The sequence below is a fragment of the Streptomyces durocortorensis genome, assembly GCF_016901035.1.
Taxonomy (GTDB): Bacteria; Actinomycetota; Actinomycetes; order Streptomycetales; family Streptomycetaceae; genus Streptomyces; species Streptomyces durocortorensis.
In genome coordinates this window covers 1-18,352 of the sequence record NZ_JAFEUF010000146.1, presented here as the reverse complement: position 1 = coordinate 18,352, position 18,352 = coordinate 1, and the positions used below count along the sequence as shown (strand labels likewise).

At 69.8% G+C, this 18,352-nt stretch carries 19 protein-coding genes, 1 tRNA gene, 1 pseudogene and 1 riboswitch; of the genes and pseudogenes, 12 read left to right on the top strand and 9 right to left on the bottom strand.

Translation table 11 applies throughout. The annotated features are described in order from the left end of the window. Positions 1 to 97: 97 nt before the first annotated feature. Positions 98 to 1,363, bottom strand: coding sequence for a PTS transporter subunit EIIC (locus JS521_RS23920; RefSeq protein WP_205085005.1), 1,266 nt, complete (start codon positions 1,361 to 1,363; stop codon positions 98 to 100). 271 nt (positions 1,364 to 1,634) lie between these two features. Beyond that, positions 1,635 to 2,894: a PTS transporter subunit EIIC gene (locus tag JS521_RS23915; protein ID WP_205085004.1), complete on the bottom strand. Its 1,260-nt coding sequence runs from the start codon at positions 2,892 to 2,894 to the stop codon at positions 1,635 to 1,637. 164 nt (positions 2,895 to 3,058) lie between these two features. Here JS521_RS23915 and JS521_RS23910 point away from each other — a divergent pair, with 164 nt between their 5' ends. The 4 genes from JS521_RS23910 (at position 3,059) to rdgB (ending at position 5,398) form a co-directional block, all read left to right on the top strand. Next, positions 3,059 to 3,349, top strand: a complete 291-nt coding sequence (locus JS521_RS23910) for a PTS sugar transporter subunit IIB (protein ID WP_078625861.1) — start codon at positions 3,059 to 3,061, stop codon at positions 3,347 to 3,349. A gap of 178 nt (positions 3,350 to 3,527) precedes the next feature. Beyond that, positions 3,528 to 4,265: a ribonuclease PH gene (rph, locus tag JS521_RS23905; RefSeq protein WP_205085003.1), complete on the top strand. Its 738-nt coding sequence runs from the start codon at positions 3,528 to 3,530 to the stop codon at positions 4,263 to 4,265. 123 nt (positions 4,266 to 4,388) lie between these two features. Beyond that, positions 4,389 to 4,778, top strand: a complete 390-nt coding sequence (locus tag JS521_RS23900; protein WP_205085002.1) for a hypothetical protein — start codon at positions 4,389 to 4,391, stop codon at positions 4,776 to 4,778. 17 nt (positions 4,779 to 4,795) lie between these two features. Next, complete coding sequence (gene rdgB, locus JS521_RS23895) at positions 4,796 to 5,398, top strand: RdgB/HAM1 family non-canonical purine NTP pyrophosphatase (protein ID WP_205085001.1); 603 nt, start codon at positions 4,796 to 4,798, stop codon at positions 5,396 to 5,398. 49 nt (positions 5,399 to 5,447) lie between these two features. Here the strand turns inward: rdgB and JS521_RS23890 are convergent. The 5 genes from JS521_RS23890 to bcp form a co-directional block, all read right to left on the bottom strand. Beyond that, a tRNA-Leu gene (locus tag JS521_RS23890) sits at positions 5,448 to 5,531 on the bottom strand. A 62-nt stretch (positions 5,532 to 5,593) separates the two neighbouring features. After that, the gene (locus JS521_RS23885) at positions 5,594 to 6,256 is read right to left on the bottom strand and encodes an HNH endonuclease signature motif containing protein (RefSeq protein WP_205085000.1); all 663 of its coding nucleotides are present in this window, start codon (positions 6,254 to 6,256) and stop codon (positions 5,594 to 5,596) included. Next, positions 6,253 to 6,912: an HNH endonuclease signature motif containing protein gene (locus JS521_RS23880; protein WP_205084999.1), complete on the bottom strand. Its 660-nt coding sequence runs from the start codon at positions 6,910 to 6,912 to the stop codon at positions 6,253 to 6,255. Before JS521_RS23880 ends, JS521_RS23885 begins: the two co-directional genes overlap by 4 nt. Positions 6,913 to 7,023: 111 nt before the next feature. Next, a complete protein-coding gene (gene proP / locus JS521_RS23875; RefSeq protein ID WP_205084998.1) occupies positions 7,024 to 8,520 on the bottom strand; it encodes a glycine betaine/L-proline transporter ProP in 1,497 nt (498 codons plus the stop codon). A gap of 180 nt (positions 8,521 to 8,700) precedes the next feature. Further along, entirely contained in the window at positions 8,701 to 9,168 is a 468-nt protein-coding gene (gene bcp, locus JS521_RS23870; protein ID WP_205084997.1) for a thioredoxin-dependent thiol peroxidase, read from the bottom strand. Between the two features lie 143 nt (positions 9,169 to 9,311). Between bcp and JS521_RS23865 the strand changes: the two genes are divergently transcribed. The 3 genes from JS521_RS23865 (at position 9,312) to JS521_RS23855 (ending at position 10,516) form a co-directional block, all read left to right on the top strand. Beyond that, complete coding sequence (locus JS521_RS23865) at positions 9,312 to 9,629, top strand: DUF3618 domain-containing protein (protein ID WP_205084996.1); 318 nt, start codon at positions 9,312 to 9,314, stop codon at positions 9,627 to 9,629. A 110-nt stretch (positions 9,630 to 9,739) separates the two neighbouring features. After that, positions 9,740 to 10,042 (top strand): GroES family chaperonin, encoded by a 303-nt coding sequence (locus JS521_RS23860; protein ID WP_042498713.1) that lies wholly within the window; start codon positions 9,740 to 9,742, stop codon positions 10,040 to 10,042. A gap of 56 nt (positions 10,043 to 10,098) precedes the next feature. After that, a riboswitch (guanidine-III (ykkC-III) riboswitch) is annotated at positions 10,099 to 10,157 on the top strand. Between the two features lie 38 nt (positions 10,158 to 10,195). After that, entirely contained in the window at positions 10,196 to 10,516 is a 321-nt protein-coding gene (locus JS521_RS23855; protein WP_006124859.1) for a DMT family transporter, read from the top strand. Positions 10,517 to 10,548: 32 nt separating this feature from the next. Here the strand turns inward: JS521_RS23855 and JS521_RS23850 are convergent, their stop codons facing one another. After that, positions 10,549 to 12,861, bottom strand: a complete 2,313-nt coding sequence (locus JS521_RS23850; RefSeq protein WP_205084995.1) for a transglycosylase domain-containing protein — start codon at positions 12,859 to 12,861, stop codon at positions 10,549 to 10,551. A gap of 186 nt (positions 12,862 to 13,047) precedes the next feature. On the opposite strand from JS521_RS23850, the gene JS521_RS23845 reads away from it, so the two are divergent. From JS521_RS23845 to JS521_RS23830, 4 genes are all read left to right on the top strand, one after another. Next, positions 13,048 to 13,848, top strand: coding sequence for an ABC transporter permease (locus tag JS521_RS23845; protein ID WP_205084994.1), 801 nt, complete (start codon positions 13,048 to 13,050; stop codon positions 13,846 to 13,848). Further along, positions 13,841 to 14,728, top strand: coding sequence for an ABC transporter permease (locus tag JS521_RS23840; protein ID WP_205084993.1), 888 nt, complete (start codon positions 13,841 to 13,843; stop codon positions 14,726 to 14,728). The genes JS521_RS23845 and JS521_RS23840 overlap by 8 nt, the downstream gene beginning before the upstream one ends. A gap of 32 nt (positions 14,729 to 14,760) precedes the next feature. Beyond that, entirely contained in the window at positions 14,761 to 15,747 is a 987-nt protein-coding gene (locus tag JS521_RS23835) for an ABC transporter ATP-binding protein (protein ID WP_205084992.1), read from the top strand. Positions 15,748 to 15,905: 158 nt separating this feature from the next. Beyond that, entirely contained in the window at positions 15,906 to 16,622 is a 717-nt protein-coding gene (locus tag JS521_RS23830) for a DUF1707 SHOCT-like domain-containing protein (protein ID WP_205084991.1), read from the top strand. 107 nt (positions 16,623 to 16,729) lie between these two features. On the opposite strand, the gene JS521_RS23825 is transcribed toward JS521_RS23830, so the two are convergent. Beyond that, positions 16,730 to 17,977, bottom strand: a complete 1,248-nt coding sequence (locus tag JS521_RS23825) for an SGNH/GDSL hydrolase family protein (RefSeq protein WP_205084990.1) — start codon at positions 17,975 to 17,977, stop codon at positions 16,730 to 16,732. Positions 17,978 to 18,119: 142 nt separating this feature from the next. On the opposite strand from JS521_RS23825, the pseudogene JS521_RS23820 reads away from it, so the two are divergent. Further along, positions 18,120 to 18,352 (top strand): annotated as a pseudogene (locus tag JS521_RS23820) (hypothetical protein); the annotation flags it as partial.

The following is an 18,352-nucleotide window of genomic DNA, read 5'->3' as shown; positions in this document are numbered from 1 at the left end:
TTCGAGCTTCCGACCGTTTGTGGCTGCCCTCCGGCCGCGCCCCCCCCGGCCAATCGCGGGGGGGGGGGGGGCTTCGGCGTGGAGCGTGCGGGGGAGGCTACTTCGCCTCGGCCTTCTGGAGCTCGGCGAGCTCCTCGTCCGACTCCCGGCCCGGGGTCGGGAGGTTGAACTTGATGATCGCGAAGCGGAAGACCACGTAGTAGATCACCGCGAAGCAGAGGCCGACCAGGACCAGCATCCAGGGCTTCGACGCGATGCCGAGGTTCAGCAGGAAGTCGACCAGACCGGCCGAGAAGCCGAAGCCGTCCTTCATGCCGAGCGCCCAGGTGAGGGCCATGGACACACCGGTCAGCACCGCGTGGATCGCGTACAGCACCGGGGCGATGAACATGAACGTGAACTCGATCGGCTCGGTCACACCGGTGACGAACGAGGTCAGCGCGAGGGAGAACATCATGCCGCCGACGACCTTGCGGCGCTCGGGGCGGGCGCAGTGGACGATCGCGAGGCAGGCCGCCGGGAGGGCGAACATCATGATCGGGAAGAAGCCGGTCATGAACTGTCCGGCGTTCGGGTCACCGGCCAGGAAGCGGGCGATGTCACCGTGGGCGCCGTTGTACTCGCCCGCCTGGAACCACGGGAAGGAGTTCAGCAGGTGGTGCATGCCGACCGGGATCAGCGCACGGTTGGCGACACCGAAGATGCCCGCGCCGACCGCGCCGGAGCCGACGAGCCATTCGCCGAAGTTGTGCAGACCCGCGCCGAGGACCGGCCAGATCAGACCGAAGACGATGCCGATGAGCAGACCCGCGAAGGCGGAGAGGATCGGGACCAGGCGGCGGCCGCTGAAGAAGCCGGCCCAGTCGGGCAGCTTCGTCCGGTAGAACTTCTGGTAGAGCAGGGCCACGACGATGCCCATCACGACACCGCCGAGGACACCGGCGTTGACGGGGGCGTCGTTCATCACGATCTTGCCGTCGACGACGCTGGCGACCTGCGGCAGGTTGCTGTCCGTGAAGGTGGCGAGCACCTTCTGGAAGACCAGGTAACCGGTGACGGCGGCGAGCGCGGTCGAGCCGTCCGACTTCTTCGCGAAGCCGATCGCGATACCGACGGCGAACAGCAGCGGCATGTTGTCGAGGATCGCGCCACCGCCCGCGGCCATGTAGCCGGCGAGCTTCGTTATGACGGTCGGGAACGAGTCGCGGCCCAGCATGTCGGCGTTGCCGAGGCGGACCAGGAGTGCGGCGGCCGGCAGCACGGCGACCGGCAGCATGAGGCTGCGGCCGATGCGCTGCATGACGGCCATCGCGCCGGCGCCCTTCTTCTTCTCGGCCGCGGGTGCGGTCTCAGCCGTGGTCATCAACTTCCTCCATGGGACACGGTGCCGCCCAGGTCGTTGATGCGGGGAGGCGGCGACTCGACAGACCCTGCGGCAGAGTGCCGTGGTCTGGACCACTCAGTGGTGTAGACCAGTTTTAGCACGGTGAGGGTTAGATAAGGAACCTTCAATTCCCCATCTCATTCGCAGTAGCAGACGCGATACGTTCGGTGACATGCCGAAGGCCCCCGAACCGGGCGGTCCGGGGGCCTTGCGGGGCCGGGGCCGAAGCCCCGGTGTACTGCTGCTTCGTCTACTTCGTCAGATCCTTCGCCATCTCCTCCTCGACCTCCGCGGGTTCGCGCCCCGGTGTCTTGAGATCGAACTTGGTGATCGCGAATCGGAAGATCACGTAGTAGACGACGGCGAAGCACGCACCGATCGGGATGATCAGCCAGGGTTTCGTGTCCAGATGCCAGTTGACGACGTAGTCGATCAACCCGGCCGAGAAGCTGAACCCCGCATGCACCCCCAGCAGCCAGGTGATGCCCATCGAGGCACCCGTCAGCACCGCGTGCACGCCGTACAGCAGCGGCGCGACGAACATGAACGAGAACTCCAGCGGCTCGGTCACACCCGTGACGAACGAGGTCAGCGCCACCGACACCATCAGGCCGCCCACCTCCTTGCGGCGCTCCGGTCGCGCGCAGTGGGTGATGGCCAGGGCCGCGGCGGGCAGGCCGAACATCATGATCGGGAAGAAGCCCGAGGTGAACTGGCCGGCCGACGGGTCCCCGGCGAAGAACCGGGAGATGTCGCCCTGCACGGTCTGGCCGTCCGTTCCGGTGTACTCGCCCGCCTGGAACCAGAAGAACGTGTTCAGGAACTGATGCATGCCGATCGGGATCAGCAGCCGGTTCGCGAAGCCGAAGATCGCCGCGCCCCAGGAGCCGAGATCGATCAGCTGCTTGGAGAACCAGGTCAGCCCGTCGCCCACCGGCTGCCACAGCAGCCCGAAGAGCACGCCGAGGATCACACAGAGGAACGCCATCAGGATCGGCACCAGGCGCCGCCCGTTGAAGAAGCCCAGCCAGTCCACCAGCTTGGTCCGGTGGTAGCGCTGCCAGACGACGGCGGTCAGCAGGCCGATCAGGATGCCGCCGAGCACGCCCGGGTTCTGCGGCTCGCCGTCCGGCAGCTCGTCGGTCACGGTGCCGTCGATGGGGAAGGCGGTCAGCACCCCCCGGTAGACGAGGAAGCCGACGACCGCCGCCAGCGCGGTGGACCCGTCCGCCTTCTTCGCGAAGCCGATGGCCACGCCGATGCAGAACAGCAGGGGCAGGCCGAGCTCGCCGTCGAGGATCGCGCCGCCGCCGTTGAGCAGCACCTTGGAGGTCTTGTCCCAGAACGCGCCGTCCAGGTAGGAGCTGAACAGGTTGCCGAGGCTGACGAGGAGGCCGGCGGCGGGGAGGACGGCCACCGGGAGCTGGAGACTCCGTCCGACCTTCTGGAGGCCCTGGACCGGTCCGTTCCACCATTTCTGCTGCGGTGCCGCAGCGGCGCTCGAACTCATGGGCGTCCTCCCGGAACACTTCACGTTTGGCGGTCGTTGCAAACTGGTGTAGACCAGTTGCGTCACGGCCCGGGCCCCGCCCCTGAGGGCAGGGGACCGGTGATCGTCATCTTTCGGGATCGTCCGGTTACCCGCCCGCGAAGTTGGGCCAACCGTGCGTTACCGTGACGAAACGGACCCGCAGCGGGCGGCCGTCTGCGCGTGAAACCAGGGAGAAGGACATGGCCACCAAGGCTGAGAAGATCGTCGCCGGGCTCGGCGGCATCGACAACATCGACGAGATCGAAGGCTGCATCACCCGCCTCCGCACCGAGGTCCACGACCCCAGCAAGGTCGACGAAGCCGCGCTCAAGGCCGCCGGCGCCCACGGCGTCGTCAAGATGGGCACCGCGATCCAGGTCGTCATCGGCACCGACGCGGACCCCATCGCCGCCGACATCGAAGACATGATGTGACCGGCTGACCCCACGCCGGACACCGCGGCCGCCCTCCGGGAGGCGCCCGCACCCGCAGGCCCCGCACCCCACCGAGTACCGAGTGGTGGACGGGGCCTGCCGCGTACCCGAACGCGTCCAACACCGGGTTCACCGCACCCGAACGGAGCCACCCCCGCCACCGGATAAAGTCGGCCCCATGTCTCGCATCGACGGCCGCACCCCCGAACAGCTCCGCCCCGTCACCATCGAACGCGGCTGGAGCAAGCACGCCGAGGGCTCAGTCCTCATCTCCTTCGGCGACACCAAGGTCTTCTGCACCGCCTCCGTCACCGAAGGCGTCCCGCGCTGGCGCAAGGGCAGCGGCGAAGGCTGGGTCACCGCCGAATACTCCATGCTGCCCCGCTCCACCAACACCCGCGGCGACCGCGAAGCCGTACGCGGCAAGATCGGCGGCCGCACCCACGAGATCAGCCGCCTGATCGGCCGCTCCCTCCGCGCGGTCATCGACTACAAGGCCCTCGGCGAGAACACCATCGTCCTGGACTGCGACGTCCTCCAGGCCGACGGCGGCACCCGTACGGCAGCCATCACCGGCGCGTACGTCGCCCTCGCCGACGCCGTCACCTGGGCCCAGGGCAAGAAGATCGTCAAGGCCGGCCGCAAGCCGCTCACCGACACCGTCGCCGCCATCAGCGTCGGCATCGTCGACGGCACCCCGCTCCTGGACCTCTGCTACGAGGAGGACGTCCGCGCCGAGACCGACATGAACGTCGTCTGCACCGGCGACGGCCGCTTCGTCGAGGTCCAGGGCACCGCCGAGGGCGCACCCTTCGACCGCAAGGAACTGGGCTCCCTCCTGGACCTCGCCACCGCGGGCTGCGTCGACCTCGCCACGCTCCAGCGCGAAGCACTCGCCGGTACGCAGAACGCATAGCGACCCACCCTCCCCGGGTAAAGAAGCAACCAAATACGCACCACAGAGCGTCGTTACGGATACGGGCGCACGGGTCGAACCGTGCGTCCGTCCACGTACCGACCCCCGGGGAGGGACCGCACCATGGCTTCGCGCCGCCACCGACGTATCGCACTCGCCACCGCCGCCACCCTGCTGACGCTGACCACGGCCGTGGGCTGCGCAGGCCTCGACAAGGCGCTCGACTGCGTCCGCACCGCCGACGCCATCGCCACCAGCGTCAACAACCTCCAGCAGGCCGTCTCCAACGCCTCCGAGGACATCACCCAGGCCTCCGAGTCCCTGGACGAGATCGACCGCGAGCTGAAGAAGCTCGACGACACCACGGACAACGCCGACCTCTCCAAGGCGGTCGACGACCTCCAGGCAGGCGTCAAGGAGGTCCGCAGGTCCATCGAGGCCGGCGACGCCACCCCCGACATCGCCCCGGTGACGGACGCGGCGACGGAGATCGGCAAGGTCTGCACGGAGTAGGAGGGGACAATGGGCGCATGAAGCGCCTGATCCTCGCCACCCGCAACGCCGGGAAAATCACCGAACTGCACGCCATCCTCGCCGACGCGGGACTCGACCTCGACCTCGTCGGCGCGGACGCGTACCCCGACATCCCCGACGTCAAGGAGACCGGCGTCACCTTCGCCGAGAACGCGCTCCTCAAGGCCCACGCCCTGGCCCGGGCCACCGGCCACCCGGCGATCGCCGACGACTCGGGCCTCTGCGTGGACGTCCTCGGCGGCGCCCCCGGCATCTTCTCGGCCCGCTGGTCCGGCACCCACGGCGACGACATCGCCAACCTCGACCTGCTCCTGGCCCAGCTCGGCGACATCGCGGACGCCCACCGCGGCGCCTACTTCGCCTGCGCCGCCGCCCTGGCCCTCCCCGACGGCACGGAACGCGTGGTCGAGGGCCGCCTCAACGGCACCCTGCGCCACACCCCCTCGGGGACCAACGGCTTCGGCTACGACCCGATCCTCCAGCCGGAGGGCGAGACCCGCACCTGCGCGGAACTGACCCCGGCGGAGAAGAACGCGATCAGCCACCGGGGGAAGGCGTTCCGGGCGTTGGTGCCGGTGGTGCGGGAGCTGGTGGGGTGAAGCGTGGAGAAGGGGCCGTCCCGCTCGGGACGCCCCCTTCTCGTGGGCGTGCGGCCGGTGGGATTCGAACCCACACAGGATTTCTCCCAGATGCCCCTAAAACACCCGCCGATACCAGTTTGGCCACGGCCGCGCAGCAGAACTCAGCTTACTGCCCTCCGCGGAGTGAGTGCGGTGGATATCAGGGAGAGGTCCTCAGGGCAGCGTGACCTTGCCGCCCCTGCACCAGGTGCGGGTCACCGCGTGGCAGTTCGGACACAGGAGCCGCAGATTCTCCCTGCGGTCGTCGCTCCAGTCGCCGTTGATGTGATCCACCTCCAGCGTCATGGGCTTGCCCAGCCAGAGGGCCGGGGTTCCGCACTCGGCGCACTCGTCCGCGAGGCCGGCTTCTCGCAGCGCCCGCCGCAACAGGGCCGTCTTCGTGCGGCGTTTTCCCTCGTGTTGCACCAGGACTTGTTCAGCGGTCCTGAGCGGGGTGGGTCCGGCTCGCCCACGCTGGTGGCCCTGCCCCAGAAAATGCGAGATGGAGAGTCCATCGGCGGCTATCCACGTGCGTAAGTGCTGTCGTTGGCTCGTGGTGTCCGCCCGGCCCAGCCGCCTGAGGGCGTCGGCGATGGAAACCGCAGCGGCGACGGCCTCCGCGAGTTCTGCGGTCGAAGGGCGTTCTCCGGCTCTGTGGTAGCCGCGGCGGGAGAAGTGGGATATATCGATCCCGTAATGCTCGAAGCGGGCGAGCAGGTACCGGCTTAGCCTGCCGTAGGGGCGGGTGCCCAGAAAGGCGATGACTTCCTGGATGTCGGCGCACCGACGGGCTGCCTCGGCCAGCCGCTCCTGCGTGTAGCCGTTGCGGGCGCTCACCGGGCCTCACCGTGTGCCGGGGTGCGGATCCCTTTGCCCCGACCGCGATACGTGTCGGTCGTCGAATGGCAGTTGGGGCAGAGGAGTCGGAGGTTCTCCGGCCGGTTGTTCCGCCAGTTACCGTCGATGTGATCGACCTCAAGTGGCAGAGGCCTTTCCCGCCACGTCCGGCCCGTGCCGCAGAGGGCGCACCGTTCTGCGGCGCCCAGGGCGATCATGGCCCGCTTGAGTCGCTCTCCGGGTATGCGGCGAGCGAGGTTCTGGCTCTGGTCGACCAGCAGTTCCTCCGGGCGCCGACGGCGTACGTCTCCGGTCCTCGGCGGTGCGGAGAAGTGTGAGGTGTCGATCCCTAGGGCCTTCACACGGCGGCTGATGTGGGTGTGCTGGCCCCCGACCACTTCAAGGCCGAGGCGCCGCAGCACTTCGCACATGGTGGTCGAGGAGGCGACCGTCGCCTGAAGCACTTCCTTCGTCCAGCGCACACCTTCGCTCTCGAAATGGCGCGTGTCCACGCCGAGCTTCCGCATGCGGTCACGGACATACCGCCGCGTCGGACTCTTCGGGTCGACCCCGAGCTTCGTCAACGCCTCAGAAAGTGTCCGCGACGACGCTGCCGCCTCCGCCAGCCGCTCACGCGTGTACGGGCTGTCCCCCATGTCCCCCTCCGATCCCGGCCGCGAGGAGGTTCGCAGCCTCGTACGGAGTAACGAACCGTTTATCGGATGGTTACGTCCGGAATCCGGAGGGGGTAATCCGGGGGATAGGCCTCAGAACTTCGGTTCCGGGGCCTGTGCCTGGACCAGTTCTGCCGCCTCCTCGTCCGTCTCCACCGACGGCGGGGAGCCGATCAGCGGCTGCTGGGCGGTCTCCTTCATGCAGGCCACCGCGATCACGCCGACCAGGGCCGCCGCCATCGCGTAGTACGCGGGCATCAGGTTGGAGCCGGTCCAGCTGATCAGGGCCGTGATCACCAGCGGGGTCGTACCGCCGAAGATCGACGCGGAGAGGTTGTAGCCGACCGACAGGGAGCCGTAGCGGACGTTCGTCGGGAACAGGGCCGGCAGCGCCGCCGACATCGTGCCGAGCATGCAGACCAGCGAGAGGCCCAGCATCAGCATGCCGATCGTGATCGGGAGGATGCCGTCGACCCGGATGAGGAGGAAGGCGGGGAGCGACAGGAACAGGAAGCCCAGCATCCCGGCCATCAGCAGCGGCTTGCGGCCGAAGCGGTCGGACAGCTTGCCGAACTGGCTGATGATCATCATCAGGAACACCATGACGCCGAGCAGGATCAGCAGCCCGTGTGTCTCGCTGTAGCCGAGCTCGTCGGAGAGGTACGTCGGCATGTAGGAGAGCAGCATGTAGTCGGTGATGTTGTACGCGCCGACCAGGGCGATGCAGAGGATCAGCGTCGGCCAGTACTGCCGGAAGATCTTCGCCAGGTCGCCCTTGGCCGTGGCCTCCACGCCGTCCGCCGCCTCGCTCGCGTGCGCCGTGCCGCCCTCCAGCTTCTGGAAGGCCGGGGTCTCGTCCAGCTTCAGCCGCAGGTAGAGGCCGACCAGGCCCAGCGGGCCCGCGACGAGGAACGGGATCCTCCAGCCCCAGGCCTCCATCTGGGCGTCGTTGAGGAGGGCGTACAGGGCTGTTACCAGGCCCGCCGCGCCGACGTAACCGGCCAGGGTGCCGAACTCCAGGAAGCTGCCGAAGAAGCCGCGCCGCTTGTCGGGGGCGTACTCCGCGATGAACGTCGACGCGCCTCCGTACTCACCGCCCGTCGAGAAGCCCTGGAGCATCCGGAAGAAGATCAGCAGGACCGCGGCCCAGACACCGATCGTGTCGTGCGAGGGGATCAGGCCGATCGCGAACGTGCCGACCGCCATGAGGATCATCGTCAGCGCGAGGACCTTCTTGCGGCCGACCTTGTCTCCCATCGGGCCGAAGAACATCCCGCCGAGCGGCCGCACCAGGAAGGCCACCGCGAAGGTGGCGAAGGAGGAGAGCAACTGGGTGGTGTCGTTCCCGGACGGGAAAAAGACGTGGCCGATGGTCACGGCCAGGTAGGAGTAGATCCCGAAGTCGAACCACTCCATGGCGTTACCCAGGGAGGCCGCCTTCACCGCCCGCTTCACCGCGGCGTCGTCCGTGACCGTGATGTCCGTCCGGCGCAGCCGCGGATTCTGGCGCTTCCGGATGGCCCGGAAGAGCGCGGGGTGGCGTTTGACCGCTGCTGGGTCGGCCGCCTGCTGGGGGTCGGGGGCCGCCATGGCCGGGGTCCTTTCCTCGAAGGGTGTTCCAGGAAAGGCTTCTGCGCAGAGTTGACGGCCGCAAACCGACTTCATGGGTCGATGCGATCTCCCTCACACGATCTCGACATGCCGGGACGTGCCGCGACGTGCCGAGGTCGTGCGAGAGGGGGGCGGGGACGGGGCGTCCCCGGGAGACCGTCAGACGCCCAGATCCCTGATGATCTTCGCCACGTGGCCGGTCGCCTTCACGTTGTAGAACGCGTGCTCGACCTTGCCGTCCTCGTCGACGACGACGGTGGAGCGGATCACGCCCGTCACCACTTTGCCGTAGAGCTTCTTCTCGCCGAAGGCGCCGTACGCCGCCAAAGTTTCCTTGGCCGGGTCGCCCACCAGGGTGACCTTGAGGTTCTCCGTGTCGCGGAACTTCGCGAGTTTCTCCGGCTTGTCGGGGGAGACGCCGATGACGTCGTACCCGGCGTTCGCCAGGAGGTCGAGGTTGTCCGTGAAGTCGCAGGCCTGCTTGGTGCATCCGGGGGTAAGAGCGGCCGGGTAGAAGTACACGATGACCTTGCGGCCCTTGTGGTCCGCGAGCGATACGTCGTTGCCGTCGGCGTCGGGAAGGGTGAAGGCGGGAGCGGGGTCGCCGGGCTTCAGTCGCTCGCTCATGTGGTTCTCCTCGGGTGGTGCGCTGGTCGGACGGGACCGAGGGTAATAGGGGTGCCGCCGGGTGTGCGGGGGTTCGAGCTGACAGACTGTCGACGAAGGTTTCAGACGAAGGTTCAACGGACGACGACCACGGAGGCGGCGCAGTGTCGGATGCCAGGACCCCTGCGCAGATCGAGGCGGACATCATCAGCAGGCGCGAGCAGCTCGCTGTGGTGCTCGACGAGATCGGGGTGCGCGTACACCCGAAGACGATCATCGGAGACGCCAAGGCGAAGGCGGCCCAGTCCGTGGACCGGACGGCCGGCCGCGCTTTCGTCGCGGTGAACCGTTCGGTGTCGGAGGTGAAGGCGCAGTTCGTCGCGGAGGACGGTTCGCCGCGGCTGGAGCGGGTGATCCCCGCGGCGCTGCTGGTGGTCGGTGTGGTGGGGCTGCTCACCGTGTCGGCCCGCCGCCGGGCGTGATTCCGCACCCGGAGGCGTACGGTCCGGGGCGCGGCAGGTAGGTTTCGGGCGTGAGCGAGAACTCCCACGACAACAACCGCGACAGCCTCGACGACAAGCTGCCCATCCGGATGCTGCACGACCGGGTGCTGGTGCGGAACGATGCGTCCGAGGGCGAGCGGCGCTCCGGCGGCGGCATCCTGATTCCGGCGACGGCCGCGGTGGGACGGCGCCTGGCCTGGGCCGTCGTCGTCGCGGTCGGGCAGAACGTACGGACGGTGGAGCCCGGCGACCGGGTGCTGTACGACCCCGAGGACCGGGCCGAGGTCGAGGTGCGGGGCGTGGCGTACGTCCTGATGCGGGAGCGCGATCTGCACGCGGTGGCCGCCGACCGGTTCGAGGGGTCGGTGGATTCGACCGGGCTGTATCTGTAGGACCGTGCTGTTCAGGGCCTGGTGACCGGTGTCACCAGGCCCTTTCCCCGTTTTTTGCTACGGTGGAACCACCCCGACGAGACGCGCCGTACCGGGTTGGCAAAGACGACGCACCCGTGAGTTGTCCGTGTGTTCGTCGTCGGAGGTTCTGTCATGGCGTGGGTTCTGCTGGTCGTCGCCGGTCTGCTCGAAGTGGGCTGGTCGATCGGGATGAAGTACACCGAGGGGTTCACCCGGCTGTGGCCGAGCGTGTTCACCGGCCTCGGGATCGTGGCGAGCATGGTGCTGCTGTCGCATGCGGCGAAGACGTTGCCGATCGGTACGGCGTACGGCGTGTGGGTCGGGATCGGCGCGGCCGGTGCGGCGATCCTGGGCATGGTCGTGCTGAACGAGCCGGTGACCGCCGCCCGGATCTTCTTCGTCTGTCTGCTGCTGGTGGCCGTGGTCGGCCTGAAGGCGACCTCGGGGCACTGAGACCCCTGGGGCCTGTCCGTTCCGGGCAGGCCCTAGCCGTTTCCGTCCGGGACGGACACCGCCCCCTCGTCCGCCCCGCCCGTCGTGTCGCCTCCGGTGTTCCCGCCGGTGCTGCCTCCGGTGTTGCCGCTGGTGCTCGTGCCGGGCGTGGGCGGGGCGCTGCCGTTCGGGGTGCTGTCGGGGGTGGTGTCGGACGTGCTGTCCGGGCTGGCGTCGGGGTCCGGTGAGGAGGACGGGTCCGTGCCCCCGTCGGCGTTCTCGTCGACCAGCAGCTCGTCCCCCTCGTCGGAGCCGGGCGCAGGGCGCAGGTCGAACTCCTGGGCCGGGGAGGAGCGCAGCGCCGCTTCCGTATAGGCGGCCCAGGTCTCGGCGGGTGCGCCGCCGCCGTTGACGCGGGGCAGGCCGAGGGCCCCGTACAGCGGGGTCTGGGCGCCCGTGTCGGGGTTCTGGCCCATCACGGCGACGACGGTCGCGAGGTCCGGGGTGTATCCGGCGAACCAGGCGGCCCGGTCCTCCTCCGCGGTGCCGGTCTTGCCCACGGCGGGGCGGCCCACCGCCTGGGCGGCCGTACCGGTGCCGCCCTCGACGACGCTGCGCAGGACGGCGGTGGTGGTGTCGGCGGCCTCGCGGCTGACGGCCTGGTCGGTCGTGCGCTCGGGCAGCTCGATCTCCGCGCCGTCCTTGGTGACCTTCTCGACGAGGACGTAACGGCCGTGCCGGCCGTGGTCGGCGAGGGTGGCGTAGGCCTCGGCCATGTCCAGGACGCTGGCGTTGGCGGTGCCGAGCGCGATGGAGGGGGAGGCGGTGAGGTCGGGGGTGTCGGCGGGGATGCCGAGGGCGACCGCGGTGTCCCGGACCTTTCCGGGGCCGACGTCCTGCGCCATCTGGGCGTAGACGGAGTTGACGGACTTGTCGGTGGCGACGCGGACGGTGATGTCGCCGTAGTCGACGTCGTCCTCGTTGGCGGGGGCGTAGTCGGTGGATCCCTGCACGCCGACGACCGTGCGCTTGTTGGTGCCGTCGTAGACGGTGTTGGGCGTGATGGGCCGGCCGTCCTGGGTGGTGGAGTCGTTGACGACGGCGGAGGTGAGGACGAACGGCTTGAAGACGGAGCCGACCTGGTAGTCGCGGCGGGTCGCGTTGCTGACGTACTGCTTCGTGTAGTCGATGCCGCCGTACAGGGCGACGACCTCGCCGGTCTCCGGGACGATCGAGGCGCCGCCGACCCGGACGTTGCGGTCGGCCTCGCGTTCGGTGCTGGTCCGGGACATGACGTTCTCGTCGACGGCCTTGACGAAGGCGTCCTGCTTGGGTTTGTCGAGGGTGGTGGTGATCCGGTAGCCGCCGGCGGCGAGGGTCTTCGCGTCGAGGATGCCGCGCCGGTTCAGGTAGTCCTCGACGGCCTGCACGATGTAGCCGCGCTGTCCGGAGAGCCCGGTCGGCGGTCTGGCCTCGCCGGGGGTGGGGAACCGTGTCGTCGCCCGTTCGGCCGCATCGAGCCAGCCTTCCTTGACCATGCCGTTCAGGACGTAGTTCCAGCGGCGCTGGGCCGCGGGCTCGTTGTCGGGGTGGGCGATGACGTCGTAGGCGCTGGGGGCGTTGAGGAGGGAGGCGAGGTACGCGCCTTCGGCGGTGGTGAGGTCCTCGACGTTCTTGCCGTAGTACGCCTGGGCGGCGGCCTGGATGCCGTACGCGTTGCGCCCGAAGTAGCTGGTGTTGAGGTAGCCCTCGAAGATCTGGTCCTTGGTCTCCTCGCGGTTGAGCTTGACCGCGATGATGGCTTCCTTGGCCTTGCGCAGGACGGTGCGTTCCTGGCCGAGGTAGTAGTTCTTCACGTACTGCTGGGTGATCGTGGAGCCGCCCTGTTTGCCCTTGCCGGTGACGGTGTTCCAGCCGGCCCGGACCATCGCCTTCACGTCCACGGCGCGGTCGTCGGAGTAGAAGTCCCGGTCCTCGGCGGCCAGGACCGCGTGCCGGACGGACGGGGGGATCTGGGTGAGCCTGACCTTCTCCCGGTTCACGTCGCCGTCCCGGGCGATGACGCTGCCGTCGCGGTAGAAGTAGACGTTGGACTGGGCGGTGGCCGAGGCGTTGGCGGCCGGGATGTCGACGAGCCGGTAGGCGGCGAAGATCCCGGCGCCCAGGAGGAGGGCGAGGCCCAGGACGGTGCCGAGGGTCATCCGCCAGGTGGGGACGGCGCGCCGCCAGCCGGTGCGCCGGGGCCGCGCCTTCTTTCCGGGCTTCTTCCCGGGTTTCCTCCCGGACGCTGTCGGCCCGTGGTTTCCGGTGGAGGCCGCCGCGCCCGAGGAGTCGCGGGGGGCCCAGCTCTGTGGCTCGTCGCTCATGTCGGTGGGGGCTCCTGAGACGTGGTCAGTTCTCCCATAGTGCCCGGTTCGTCAGGAAATCTGCGTTTATTACTGTCTCGTTCCCTCCTCCGGTCGTGGAAAAGGAGTCGCCGCGGCCCTCGCGCCTGGACTAGGGTCGTGCGCTTTGGTGCCGGAAGCCGGTGGCGGCGGGGGAGAGGGGTCGGCGTGCGGCTGTACGCAGTGGTGGCGGCGGGCGGGTTCCGGCGCTACGCCACCTACCGGACGGCGACGGTGGCGGGGGTGTTCACCAACACCGTCTTCGGCTTCATCGTGGCGTACACCTACATCGCCCTGTGGGACGAACGTCCGCAGCTCGGCGGCTACGACACCTCCCAGGCGCTGACGTACGTCTGGCTCGGCCAGGCCCTGTTGGCGGCCGGCGCCCGGATGGGCGGAGGGTTCGAGAGCGAGCTGGTCGAGCGGATCCGTACGGGCGACATCGCCGTCGACCTGTACCGGCCCGCCGACCTCCAGCTGTGGTGGATGGCGGCGGACCTGGGCCGGGCGACGTTCCACCTGCTGGGGCGCGGGGTGGCGCCGATGATCCTGGGGGCGCTCGCCTTCGACCTGGCGCTCCCCGGATCGTTCTGGACCTGGCCGGCGTTCCTGCTGTCGGTGTTCCTGGGGATCGTGGTCAGCTTCGCGGTGCGCTATCTGGTCGCGATGTCGGCGTTCTGGCTGCTCGACGGCGCTGGAGCGATGCGCATGGCGATGCTGGCGGGGCTGTTCTTCTCCGGGATGCTGCTGCCGCTGAACCTGTTCCCCGGGCTGCTGGGCGAGGTGGCGCGGGCCCTGCCGTGGTCCTCCCTCCTCCAGGTGCCGGCCGACGTGTTCCTCGGCAAGCACGCCGGGTGGGGGCTGGTGGAGGCGTACGCGTTCCAGGCGGGATGGGCGGTCGTGCTGCTCGGGGCGGGCCGCCTGCTGCAGACCGGGGCGACCAGGAGAGTGGTGGTGCAGGGTGGCTGACACGGTGGCGGTACGGACCGAGGAGGAGGGCCGGGGGCTGGAGCCGGCCGGGTTCGCCTTCGAGGACCGGCTCCGGCCGCTGGAGGGGCTCCGGGCGTACGGGCTGATCATGGCGATGTGGGTGCGCTCGACGATGGCCTACCGGGCCTCCTTCGCCATGACCCTGTTCGGGGACCTCGCGGTGACGGCCTTCGACTTCATCGCGATCCTGCTGATGTTCTCCCACGTCGACGCGCTCGGCGGCTACTCGCTGCCGGAGATCGCGCTGCTGTACGGCCTGTCGGCGACGGCGTTCGGGGTGTGCGACCTGCTGCTGGGGTCGATGGACCGGGTCGGCGGGCGCATCCGGGACGGAACGCTCGACACCCTGCTGGTGCGCCCGGTGCCGGTGCTGGCGCAGGTGGCTGCGGACCGGTTCGCGCTGCGCCGGCTGGGCCGGATCACGCAGGGCCTGGTGGTGATCGGCTATGCGGTCGCCACCCTCGACATCGCGTGGACGCCGCTGAAGATGCTGATGCTGCCGATGACGGTGCTCAGCGGGGCGGCGATCTTCGGGGCGGTCTTCATCGCGGGAGCGGCGTTCCAGTTCGTCGCGCAGGACGCCTCGGAGGTGCAGAACTCCTTCACGTACGGCGGGACGACGCTGCTCCAGTACCCGCCCACGGTCTTCGCGAAGGACCTGGTGCGCGGCGTGACGTTCGTGGTGCCGCTGGCCTTCGCCAGCTGGCTGCCCGCGCTGTACGTGCTGGGGCGGGAGTACCCGGTGGACCTGCCGCAGTGGGTGGCCTTCCTGCCGCCGCTGGTCGCGGCGGGCTGCTGCGGGCTGGCGGGCCTGGCGTGGCGGGCGGGGCTGCGGTCCTACCGGAGCACGGGCAGTTGAGAAGACACGGGACTACGCGGGAGAGCACGGACATGGCGGACGACGGGTTCATCAGCCTCGACGGTGTCGAGAAGGTCTTCGAGGTCCGCCGCCGGGCGGGCCTGCTGCGCCGCGAACGCCACGAGGTGCGGGCCGTGGACGGGATCAGCTTCCGGGTCGCGCGCGGCGAGATGGTCGGCTACATCGGCCCGAACGGGGCCGGCAAGTCGACCACGATCAAGATGCTGACGGGCATCCTCACCCCGAGCGGCGGCCGGCTGCGCGTCGCGGGCATCGACCCCTCCCGCGAACGTACCCGCCTGGCGCACCGTATCGGCGTCGTCTTCGGTCAGCGGACGACCCTCTGGTGGGACCTGCCGCTGCGCGACTCGTACCGGCTGATGCACCGCATGTACCGCATCCCCGACCGCCGTTACCGGGAGAACCTGGACCGCTGCGTCGAACTCCTGGACCTGGGCGAGCTGTTGGAGGTTCCCGTACGGCAGCTCTCGCTCGGCCAGCGGATGCGCGGCGACATCGCGGCGGCGCTGCTGCACGATCCGGAGGTGCTGTACCTGGACGAGCCGACGATCGGCCTGGACGTGATCTCGAAGGCCAAGGTGCGGCAGTTCCTGAAGGAGTTGAACGCCGAACGCGGGACGACGGTCCTGCTGACGACGCACGACCTCACCGACATCGAGCAGTTGTGCAGCCGGGTGATGGTGATCGACCACGGCCGTCTGATGTACGACGGCTCGCTGGCGGGCCTCCACGAGGTGGGGGAGAGCGAACGCATGCTCGTGGTGGACCTGGAGCGCGAACTCCCCCCGATCGTGCTGCAGTCGGCGGACGGTGGAGACCAACCCGCCCTGCGCGCGGTCAAGGTGGAGGGCCCGCGTCAGTGGCTGGCGTTTCCGGCCGCCGCGTCGGCGGCCCCGCTGGTGGCGCGGATCGCCGCGGACTACCCGCTGGTCGATCTGTCGGTACGGGAGCCGGACATCGAGGCCGTGATCGCGAGGATGTACGAGTCCGCGCCCTGAGGGTGTACGAGTCCGCGAGGATGTACGAGTCCGTGCTGTGAGGAGCACTCTCCCGAGGGGCGTCGGCGGGCGGCACGCGCAGGTCGTGGGCCTGCGGGTCTGTGCCGGGAACAGGTCCGTTCAATAGGCTGCGCGGTATGACAAGTGAGAGTCCGGACATGCGTGCCTCCGATGCCGAGCGGGAGCGGATCGCAGAACTGCTGCGCGAGGCCGTGGCCGAGGGCCGACTGGATATGGACGAGTTCGACCAGCGCCTCGAAGCGGCCTACAAGGCGCGTACGCACGGGGAGTTGGAGCCGCTGGTCCAGGACCTCCCGGCACCGGGCACCGCGGTCGCTCCGGTCGGCTCGTCCGCGCCCGCCCCGCTGCGGGGCTCCGCGGCGAACTGGCCCGCGCGGATCGGCGGCACCGCGACGTCCAAGGGCGGGTTCGCGCTCTGGGGCGGCTTCAACCGGAAGGGCCGCTGGACGGTGGCCCGGAAGTTCACGGCCTTCGCGATGTGGGGCGGCGGCGAGATCGACCTGCGTGAGGCGAACTTCGAGGACCGCGAGATCGTCATCCGCTGCATCACGATCATGGGCGGCATCCATGTGACCGCGCCGCCGGAGCTGAACGTCGAGGTCCGGGGCATCGGCATCATGGGCGGCTTCGGCGAGGGCTCCAGCGAGGACGGCGAGATCGCCGCCGACTCCCCGCGTGTACGGATCACCGGCTTCGCCCTGATGGGCGGCGTCGGCGTGGACCGCAAGCGGACGAAGGCGGAGCGCCGCCGGCTGAAGGAGGCCAAGGAAGCCGAACTGGAGGCGCGCCGCCGACGCGGGCTGGAGGGCCCGGACGGCGACGGCGGCTCCGGCGGCGACCGCAAGAAGCTCTGAGAGGCCCTCGGCGCCCGGACGGTTCACGGCGCTGAGGACCTTCGGCTCTCCTCAGCGGGGCGCAGCGCAGGCCGCAGCGCGGCTCACAGCGCGGGCCGCAGCGCGGGTCACAGCTCGTCGGACCGGGGCGCGCGGGCCCGGTCCAGGGACTTCAGGTCCACGTGGTCGCCGAGGGCGCGGTACCCGTCGTCGTTGAGGTGCAGGTGGTCGCCGGAGTCGTACGTGGCGAGGAGCCGGTTCGGTGCGGCGGGGTCGCGTACCGCCGCGTCGAAGTCCACGTACGCGTCGAAGACCGTGCCCGACCGGATCTGCTCGTTGACCGCGTGGCGTACGGCGTCGCGCTGGGGCGTCCAGGTGGCGAACCCTTCGAACGGGGTCAGCGTCGCGCCGACGACCCGGAGTCCGCGGGCGTGCGCCCGGTCGGTGAGGGCGCGCAGGCTGTCCACGATGCGCTGGGCGTCGGGCTCCTGCGGATACTGCTGTACGTCGTTGATGCCGAGCGCCACGACTACCGTCCGGGCTCCGGCGACTCCCAGGACGTCACGGTCGAGCCGGTCGGTGCCCGACTGGCCCCCGGTGCCGCGGCCGACGCCCACGATCCGGTTGCCCGCGATGCCCGCGTTGGCGACCCCGTACCGGCCGCCCAGCCGGTCGGCGAGGACGTCGGGCCAGCGGGCGTTGGCGTCGGTGGAGGAGCCGCTGCCCGCGGTCAGGGAGTCCCCGAGGGCGACGACCGCGCCGAGCGCCCGCTCGCTGCGGACGTCCACGGCGGTCAGGTAGCGCCAGTTGCTGGTGCTGAAGGTGCCGCGCTCGTCGATCAGGTACGAGGTCTGGTGGGTGTAGCCGTGGTAGGTGACCGGCCCGCCGCCCTGCGGGGTACGGAAGCCGACCTGGAGGTCGGAGTCGGGGGCCACCGGCACGACGACCGGGTCGCTGACGACCTGTCCGCCCGGGGCGACGGTGACGGTGCCGGAGCCCTTGAAGGTCACCGGCCGGGTGTTGACGGTGGCCTGGTCGACGACCAGCGGAGTCGTGCCGAAGAGGTTCGACAACGTGATGCGGGCGACGTCCCCGCCGATGCTGGTGTGCACGACGTTACGGATGGTGCGCCCGGGGAGTCCGTCCTCGGTGCCCGGCCCCGCGCCGACGGGCGCGGCGGTCCAGGTGGCGACCCACGAGGGCCCCGAGGTGGCGGGGGCGACCGGGTTACGGGCCGCCGCCTGGGTCTCGGCGGGCGGGAGCGGTGTCGACCGGGGGCCGGAGAGCAGCGTCGTTGCGAAGGCGACGGCGGCGGCGAGCGCGGCGGTGCCCGCCACTAGGGCGATGAGCAGGGCATACCCCTGGCGCCTTGGCATGTGCGGTGGTTCTCCTTGTGATGATCGTGCTGGTCCCATGATGCGACAGGCCGTCGGGAACTCGACGCGCGGCCCAGGAGTAGGGGAGGTAGGGACAATGCGTACGTCACGGGGGCGAGGCGTATGCGGACGGGTGGAGCGGATGGAACGGACCGGATCCGGCGAGCAGGGGCAGGACGGGGACGCGGTGCAGAAGGACGGGGCGCAGGAGCCGGAGGGATCGGAGCGGCCGGAGCGAGCGGTGCCGCAGGCCTCGGCGTCGAAGCGTGCGGCGCTGACGCCGGCACAGGCACAGCCACAGGCACAAGGATCGCAGGCGTCGGCACAGGCGTTGGCACAAGGGTCGCAGCCGCAGGAGGGGGCGGGGTCGGGGCC